Annotated in this window: 1 protein-coding gene; it reads right to left on the bottom strand. The window is 60.3% G+C overall.

Annotated elements, in window-relative coordinates:
* On the bottom strand, window positions 1-1,052 hold a 1,052-nt coding region (locus A3754_RS00465), incomplete at both ends, for a 3-hydroxyacyl-CoA dehydrogenase NAD-binding domain-containing protein (RefSeq protein WP_231880426.1).

Raw genomic sequence — 1,052 nt, forward strand, 5'->3', positions numbered from 1 at the left:
GGGGCAGTCGTTAACCACGATGGGAGTTTTGCCCATTTTCTGGGCGTAGGCCACCAGGGTGCCAACGGTTTCGTCGGAGGTCTTCTCGCCACGGATCACTTCCACCAGCGGCATCATGTGCACCGGGTTGAAGAAGTGCATGCCGGCGAAGTCTTCCGGACGCTTCAGGGCTTCAGCCAGTTTGGTGATGGAAATGGTGGAGGTGTTGGAGGCCAGCACGGTGCCCTCGGTCACTTCGCCTTCCACTTCCGCCAATACGGACTGCTTGACCTTCTGGTTCTCAACAACCGCTTCAACCACCACGTTCACGTTGGCGAAGTCGCCGTAGTTCAGGGTCGGGCGGATGGAGGACAGCACTTCGGCCATTTTGGCCGGCTTCATTTTCTTGCGCTCAACACGCTTGGTCAGCAGTTTGCTGGCTTCGCTCATGCCCAGGTCCAGCGCCTTGTCGGCGATGTCCTTCATGATGATCGGAGTGCCTTTGGAGGCAGACTGGAAGGCGATGCCGCCACCCATGATGCCCGCGCCCAGTACTGCAGCCTGGTTGATTTCCTTGGAGGCCTTGGCAGTTTTGCCGTTGACCTTTTTCACTTGCTGGTCTGCCAGGAACAGGCCGACCAGGCAAGTTGCCTGTGAAGACTTGGCCACTTTGGCGAAGCCTTTGGCTTCCACTTCCAGTGCCTTGTCGCGGTTCATGCCACCGTGCTTCTGCATGGTGTTCACGGCCGCTACCGGTGCCGGGTAGTTCTTGCCAGCCTGGCCCATCACCATGGCGGTGCAGGTCTGGAAGGCCATCATGTTTTCCATGGGCGGTAGTTTCAGCGGCTCAAGCTTCTCGGCGCGCTTGGCGCGGAAGTCGATCTTGCCGGCCAGGCACTGCTTGACCAGATCGATGGCCGCGTTTTGCAGTTCGTCGGGGGCAACAACGGCGTCGGCTACGCCTACGCTCAGTGCTTTGTCAGCCTTGTGCTGGCCGCCTGCGGCGATCCACTCAACCGCGTTGTCCACACCGATCAGGCGGGGCAGACGCACGGTACCGCCGAAGCCCGGGT

It is taken from the genome of Alcanivorax sp. HI0083 (genome assembly GCF_001635175.1).